The organism is Methylobacterium iners (genome assembly GCF_022179305.1).
In the GTDB taxonomy this organism is placed as follows: domain Bacteria; phylum Pseudomonadota; class Alphaproteobacteria; order Rhizobiales; family Beijerinckiaceae; genus Methylobacterium; species Methylobacterium iners.
Genome location: NZ_BPQP01000138.1, coordinates 1 through 6,436 on the forward strand (window position 1 = coordinate 1; position 6,436 = coordinate 6,436).

Consider the following 6,436-nt stretch of genomic DNA (forward strand, 5'->3'; position numbering starts at 1 on the left):
GTCACGGCCGCCCGCGGCTTCAACTGCATCACCGATCAGCTACAGTCTCATCAAGCGCGCTTGCTTGGATGCACGCGAATGGCCGACCCACCTGACGCTCGCCATCTACATCGCGCCGCAGCAGTTCATGGATGTTTGGCTTTTTGAACGTATTCTAGCGATTTTGATCGAGACGGGCTTTCCACCACACCGCTTTGAAGTTGAGATTACCGAGAGCGCGCTGACTCATAATCTTGAAGCAACTCGCAAGACGCTGACCTCGCTGCAAAATCTCGGCGTTCGCATTGCGCTCGATTATTTTGGAATGGGTTATTCAAGCCTCTACCATCTGCGCGAGTTGAAGTTCGACGAGCGGAAAATTGATCGCAGCTACGTCGATAGTGTCACGATAAGCGACGGGCGCGCCAAATTTGTGGATGCCATCATCAAGCTGGGATCAAGTCTGGGCTTGGTGACGACAGCTGAGGGTATCGAGGCAGAGGCGAGTTCCACCTGGTTGGCTGACCAGGGTTGCGAATTCGGACAGGGCTACCTCTTTGGTAATCCGATGCCAAAGGGCGGGATGGATCGGGTGATAGCGACGCCTGAACGGGCATCGACCGCCAATCTCAGCAAGGTGGAAGCGGCCTGATTATCGAGCGAGCACACGTGCGGCTTCCTTTGTCGTCGTCACCGCTTGCGAGACGTCGGTGATCGAGCCTGAGATCGCCATGACGTTCTGCGCAATCGCGCTCACCGCAGCAGCAGCCTCTTGCATGTTCGCAGACATGTCCCGCGTCACCACGCTCTGCTCCTCAACCGCCGCCGCCGTGCTGACCACGTAGTCACGCATCCGCTCGACCGAGCCTTGGATCGTGTCGAGCGAACCGACGACCTGTTTCGAGACAGCCTGAACGTTGTCGATCTCGGCTGAGATCTGCTCGGTTGCCCGTGCAGCCTGGTTAGCGAGGTTCTTGACCTCTTGCGCGACCACCGCAAAGCCGCGGCCCGCCTCGCCAGCCCGTGCCGACTCGATGGTGGCATTCAACGCCAGCAGGTTGATCTGACTGGCGATGTTCTGGATCAGGCCGACGATGCCGCTCATCGCCGCTGCCGTCGTCGTCAGCTTGCCCGTGAACTCGCCCGCTGCTCCGACCTGCGCATGCGCCTCGTCCGTCGCGGAGCGCGCCTTGCTCATGCTCTCGGAGATCTCAGCGACCGACGCTGCCAGTTCCTCGGCAGCTGCCGCCATCGTCTGCACGTTGTTGGAGGTGATCCCGGCAGCCTGTGTCGCCTCGCCGGATTCCTGGTTGGAGCGAAGGATCGCGGTGTCGATCTCGCCGAAGTTTCGCTCGATCAGCTGCTTGAGGTCGGCCATCAGCGCGACCTGCTGGGTGATGTCGGTGGCAAACTTCACGACTTTGTAGGGCCGGCCACCTGCGTCGAGGATCGGATTGTAGGAGGCCTCAATCCAGACCGGACGTCCTCCCTTGGCGACGCGCTTGTACTGGCCGGCCTGGTACGCACCCTCGCGCAGCTTGGCCCAGAACTCCGCGTAGTCGCGGCTGTCCTTCGTGGCCGGGTCAACGAACATGCTGTGATGCCGGCCCACGATCTCAGGCAGCGCGTAGCCGACCGCGCTCAGGAAGTTCCGGTTGGCCTCCAGCACGGTGCCATCCAGGTTGAAGGCGATGACCGCCTGAGACTTGCTGATGGCCGCGATCTGGCCCTGACGGTCGGCGTCCTCCGCCTTCTGCCGCGTGATGTCGGTGGCAAACTTCACGATCTTGTAGGGCCGGCCGCTCGCGTCAAAGAGCGGGTTGTAGGTGGCCTCGATCCAGATCTCACGGCCGCCTTTGCCGACCCGCTTGAACTGGCCTGCCTGGAACTCACCCGCCCGCAGCTTAGACCAGAACTCCATGTAGGCAGGGCTGTCTCGGAGCGCGGGCTCGACGAACAAGCTGTGATGTTTGCCGACGATCTCCGGCAGGGTGTAGCCGATGACGTTGAGGAGGTTCTCGTTGGCGACGATGACCCTCCCGTCGAGCGTCAACTCGATGACGCCCTGAGACTTGTCGAGGGCTGCGAGCTTGGCCTGTGTTTCGCGGGATGTCGCTTTGCCCAAGCCACCAAGCATCGTCAGCTCCGTTGCAGAGACCGCTTTCTGGCCCTGCTTCATCCGTGGTCTCTGGCGCGACAGCGAAGCGCTACGGGCCGACACGGATGACGCTGCGCTTCAATCCTTAACTTAGATGAAAATCTGCCGCATTCTCTAACCGCGCGGCGGTCACCTGAAGGTTTTGTTCGCTGCCAGCGGTTTGAAGACGCTCACTGCCGTCCAAACCGGGCAGGCGGGCCTAACTCATTGCTGTGGGTCGATCTTCAAGGCGGACCTCTCCAATTTTATGCTCAAGCCTGTGACCCGAATAGCATTTTCGCCATCACAGTGGACACCCCTGAATGCCGATCGGCGTTCAGGGGGTACCCATCTTTGTGAGGTAGAATCGAATTCTTCCAAACAGTTAAGCATTTGATGGCAGTGCGCCCACTCTTGGACACTGCTTCACACCAGATGGGTCTGAAACAAGGCGACTCATCCCTGATACCGAGACGCAAATTCCCTGTTAGGCAAAGCAGGGAATTGGTCGCACAAGCAGCTGACAGACTTGCACATTTCAGTCTGCGACTCTCACTTGAACTCTGTTTTTCGTGAACAATCCCTGTTTTTGCTAGGCGAACAGGGAAAATGGCAGCAGAGACAAGCTCGCACTAGACTGCGTCCACCACCAGGCAGTCTCCGAAGGCGCCGTTCAACCTGGCGCGGAGAGACAGCTGGTGGCACGATCGATCACCCCTCTGTTTCCGTAGCCTCGCCGGCATCTGGAGCCTCGCCGGCATCTGGCATCCACTCTGCTCATTGGTAGGGTGCTGCCGGGCTTGTGCCGGCCGGTCGGCCAGATTGCGTCGCGGTGATCGGCGATGTGGGCGAGCGCCTTGCGCAAGGGACGCAGCCGGTGCGGCTGACCGACGATGTAGGGGTGGAGCGCGATGCCCATGACCAGCGGCGCGCTCGCGGATTGCTCCCGCATCTCGTCGAAGGCCGCCACGATGGCGTCGGCGAACTGCGCCGGGCTGTCCTTGCGGGCGACGATCGCCGGGATGTCGTTGAGCTCCTGCGGGTAGGGCACCGAGAGGATGCGGCTGCCGCCCCGCGTCGCGAAGCACACACGCTCTGCCCCGAGATCGACGGCCTCGAGAGGTTTCTCCGCACCGCTGGTGGAGCGGGAAAGCCGGAGCAGCATCACGTAACCGGGCTTCCATGTTCACAAGCGGTGGGAGCAGGCCGATGCGCGTCGGGGACGCCGTGGGAACATCGTAGAAGCTGTGGCATTCTGTATCCCACGCGGTCACGATCCACCGCGCATAGCGAGTTGCATTGATGAAGAAGCTTGTTCTGCCTGACCGGCCGATCTGGCCGCCGATTCCCCCGATGATGGAGGGTGGCTCAACGGCCCAGCCTCAGGACGAGGCGCCGACGGAAGCCACCGCACCGGCAGTTCCGCGGCAAAGCCAGCAATCCAAGCCTGTGTCCATCTCCGAAGCCTTCGAGGGGTTTGGATCTTTCTCCGGCTCGGCCTGACCAGAGGGACGGCACCAGCCCGTCCAGCGTCCTGGCCGCTCGGCTTGCTCGCGCCTTCCGCAACCCGCGCGGAGGGCGCATTGCCTTGTGGGCGTGCGGGGATGGCGACCCGTATCGATGAGGGCGGTCGCATCGGCGGTGGCAATGAGTCCGTCTCCGTGCTCACATCGCTCCCGTGCGCAAGGGCCGTCGACCGGGCTCGAGCTTGGCCCCGCTCCGCGTTCGATACCGCGTGGGGCTCGCGAGGGATGGCCGCGGCCATCCCATGCCTCCGTTCGGCGAAGACATGCGCCTGTGCCGAACTGAGGCATCGGCTCTCATCCAAGCGATGAATTGCAGATACCGGCTTCAGGCAAGATTAACCAAGTCGGTGCCTACTCGCGCACAGTAAAGTCAGATCCCTCCCGGCAGCATTCCCACCCCGTGTCGGCTGCACGCGGCGCGTTCGCGCAGGTGCGGCCGGCGGTGGGCGGCCGACGGAGGAATGTGCGTATCGAGTAGGGTCGCCATGCCATACGTCGCGCTTCGCTCGAGCCACTGTCCCCGGCACGATCGTCGCCGTCGCCGCAACCGTGCGTGGTTGGCCATCACGGTGGCAGCCTTCAGCCTCGCCGGAGCGGGGCTCGTGGAACGGCGCGAGACGCAGCGGACGACGGTGGAGGTCTCAGCCCCTCCCGAAACGGCCGTCGCCCTGGCGGCGCCCGCCGCGTATGCCTGGATGCTCGATCCCACGCCTGCTCTCGGGAGCGCCGGGTCCGGGTTCAATCCCTCGGCGCCCGCGGAGGCGGGCTTCCAGCTCGCCGCCGTCGCAGCACCTCCGGCCGTTTCGCCACCTGCGGCTGCGCAGGATGCGCGCCCCGCGCCGCAGCCGGAGCGGGTGGCTGTTGCAGCCTCGGTGCCGACCCCCTTGCCGGTTCCACGGCCGCCGGAATTCCGGCGCGAGGCGGGCATCAGCACCCCGCGTCTCGCGGGCCGTTCGACCGTTCCTTCGACCCAGAGCGTGTTCCGCGCCGCGCGGGTGGAGGAGCCCTCCCTTCTCGAAAGCATCTTCGGCAAGGCCCCGGGCTCCGAGGCTCTCGGCTATGCCGCGGTGGACGGCACGTCCGAGGGGATCGCCTCCGGTCGCCGTCTCGACCGCGTTCCCGGGCCGGCGAGTGCTGCAGGCACCGCGATCTACGACATCACCGCGCAGCGAGTGACGCTGCCCAACGGCGAGGTGCTGGAGGCGCATTCGGGGCTCGGCCCCAGCATGGACAATCCGCGGCACGTGCATCTCACCATGCGAGGCTCCACGCCGCCGGGCACCTATGACCTGAAGGAGCGCGAAGCGCTGTTCCACGGCGTGCGCGCGATCCGGCTCAACCCGGTGGGTGGTCCCGCCGCGATTCACGGCCGCGTGGGTCTCCTCGCCCATACCTACATGCTGGGCCCGAGCGGCGCCTCGAACGGCTGCGTCGTGTTCCGCGACTACAATCGCTTCCTGCAGGCCTATCTGCGCGGCGAGGTCCGTCGCCTCGTGGTCGTAGCCGGAAACGGCCAGGATGGGCCGTCCTGGGGCGGTCGCCGCTACGGCATGTCGGGCCGGTTGGCCAAGCGCGGCTGAACGGTCTGACCGGCCCAGGCCGGAATCGTCGTTCAGCAGCGTCCACGAGGCGCCTGCTCCGAGCAGGCCGGAAGCCTTTCGCAGGCAGCGCTGGGCATAGGCACACACGATCGCCAGGCGCCCCTCTCAAGCCCGCGCGCAGCCTGAAGAGGAAGCCCGGCCTCGCGCCCTTAGGCCGATGCGGCGGCCGGAACGGGCACGAGGCGCGGACCGGACCTGGATCCCGACCCATGGCGATGCTGGCGCCCGAGGTCGACGAGCGGGCTCAGCGCATTGTCGGCGAAGTCGAGAAGCTTGGCCTCGCGCCAGGTCAGCTTGAATTCGGAGCCCCCTTTGCCGAACAGCCGGCGGCGCTGCCTCTTCTCCTCGACCAGCAGGACGAGCTTGCCGCTCCAAGTCCGCTTGAACCAAAACCGACCCGTGAGTTCCATCGCGCACTCCTTGCGACCCTGCTAGAATTCAACAGTCCAGCTTCGGGCGACAACGCCCTGCTTATGGCTAAGGTTCATTTTCGTCAGTCATTTTGCCGGGCAAAAAACGACCGTCGGTGGCGGTAGGGGAAACGATCGGGCCATGCTCCGAGGCGGCGCGGCCCTCTCGTCCTATGGGCGCGGAGGCACCGCTCTCCCGGATGAGCTGTACCGCGACCCCACGATCGAGCCAGGCTGAGCGCCGGTTGGCGCCCCTCGTCCTGCGCAGCGCGGTGTTCCAGACCCCCTCGATCAGGTGAGTCAGGCGAGGGCCGATGTCGTAGGACATCCCAGCCGGGTGCGACATCTCGCCGAGGGTCTATTCCTCGCCTAGGAATGGGGACACATATAGAACATAACGCGAACAAGCGCGGTTCTCACAGCAGAGGCGATCCACGATGGCACGCTACCGCTTTCACTGCACGAACGGGCTCGAATGCGTCTTCGACGCCAAGGGATCGGACATCCGGGTTGCGGACCGGCTTCGGCGCCGGGCCGATCAGGTCGCCCGAAACGTCATGCAGATCCTCGAGGATCGCACGGATTGGTCGGAGTGGCGCGTGACCGTGCACGACCTGAAGGGCCGGCGCGTCCTGCTGCAGCCCTTCGTGCCATCGTCGGACCGCGCCACGGCCCGCGCCGCCTGAGGGGTCATGACCGCATGACGAAGCCCCGCACCTACGCCCTCTCAGGCCCAACGCCGCAGGACAGCGCGCCGGACCAGTCCATCCGTCCGCTGAGTTT

Annotated in this window: 6 protein-coding genes and 1 pseudogene; 4 read left to right on the forward strand and 3 right to left on the reverse strand. The window is 64.5% G+C overall.

The window, feature by feature from the left end:
* Window positions 1-631, forward strand: a 631-nt coding sequence (locus tag MFF55_RS26055; RefSeq protein WP_238247079.1) for an EAL domain-containing protein, incomplete at its 5' end; no start/stop codon positions are given.
* On the opposite strand, the gene MFF55_RS26060 is transcribed toward MFF55_RS26055, so the two are convergent.
* Both MFF55_RS26060 and MFF55_RS26065 read right to left on the reverse strand, forming a co-directional pair.
* Complete coding sequence (locus MFF55_RS26060) at window positions 632-2,116, reverse strand: methyl-accepting chemotaxis protein (protein WP_238247082.1); 1,485 nt, start codon at window positions 2,114-2,116, stop codon at window positions 632-634.
* 811 nt (window positions 2,117-2,927) lie between these two features.
* Window positions 2,928-3,200 (reverse strand): annotated as a pseudogene (locus MFF55_RS26065) (polysaccharide deacetylase); the annotation flags it as partial.
* Between the two features lie 218 nt (window positions 3,201-3,418).
* Here MFF55_RS26065 and MFF55_RS26070 point away from each other — a divergent pair.
* Both MFF55_RS26070 and MFF55_RS26075 read left to right on the forward strand, forming a co-directional pair.
* Window positions 3,419-3,619 carry a hypothetical protein gene (locus tag MFF55_RS26070; protein WP_238247084.1) on the forward strand — a complete coding sequence of 67 codons (201 nt, stop codon included), beginning with the start codon at window positions 3,419-3,421 and terminating at the stop codon, window positions 3,617-3,619.
* A gap of 592 nt (window positions 3,620-4,211) precedes the next feature.
* The gene (locus MFF55_RS26075) at window positions 4,212-5,222 is read left to right on the forward strand and encodes a DUF2778 domain-containing protein (protein WP_306421481.1); all 1,011 of its coding nucleotides are present in this window, start codon (window positions 4,212-4,214) and stop codon (window positions 5,220-5,222) included.
* Window positions 5,223-5,392: 170 nt separating this feature from the next.
* Here the strand turns inward: MFF55_RS26075 and MFF55_RS26080 are convergent, their stop codons facing one another.
* Window positions 5,393-5,653, reverse strand: a complete 261-nt coding sequence (locus MFF55_RS26080; protein WP_238247088.1) for a hypothetical protein — start codon at window positions 5,651-5,653, stop codon at window positions 5,393-5,395.
* Between the two features lie 437 nt (window positions 5,654-6,090).
* Here MFF55_RS26080 and MFF55_RS26085 point away from each other — a divergent pair, with 437 nt between their 5' ends.
* A complete protein-coding gene (locus tag MFF55_RS26085; RefSeq protein WP_238247090.1) occupies window positions 6,091-6,339 on the forward strand; it encodes a DUF6894 family protein in 249 nt (82 codons plus the stop codon).
* Window positions 6,340-6,436: the final 97 nt, after the last annotated feature.

Excerpts from the sequence above, each read along its gene's own strand:
- MFF55_RS26060 (WP_238247082.1), bottom strand. The coding sequence starts at position 2,116 with ATGCTTGGTGGCTTGGGCAAAGCGACATCCCGCGAAACACAGGCCAAG.
- MFF55_RS26080 (WP_238247088.1), bottom strand. The coding sequence starts at position 5,653 with ATGGAACTCACGGGTCGGTTTTGGTTCAAGCGGACTTGGAGCGGCAAG.
- MFF55_RS26070 (WP_238247084.1), top strand. The coding sequence starts at position 3,419 with ATGAAGAAGCTTGTTCTGCCTGACCGGCCGATCTGGCCGCCGATTCCC.
- MFF55_RS26085 (WP_238247090.1), top strand. The coding sequence starts at position 6,091 with ATGGCACGCTACCGCTTTCACTGCACGAACGGGCTCGAATGCGTCTTC.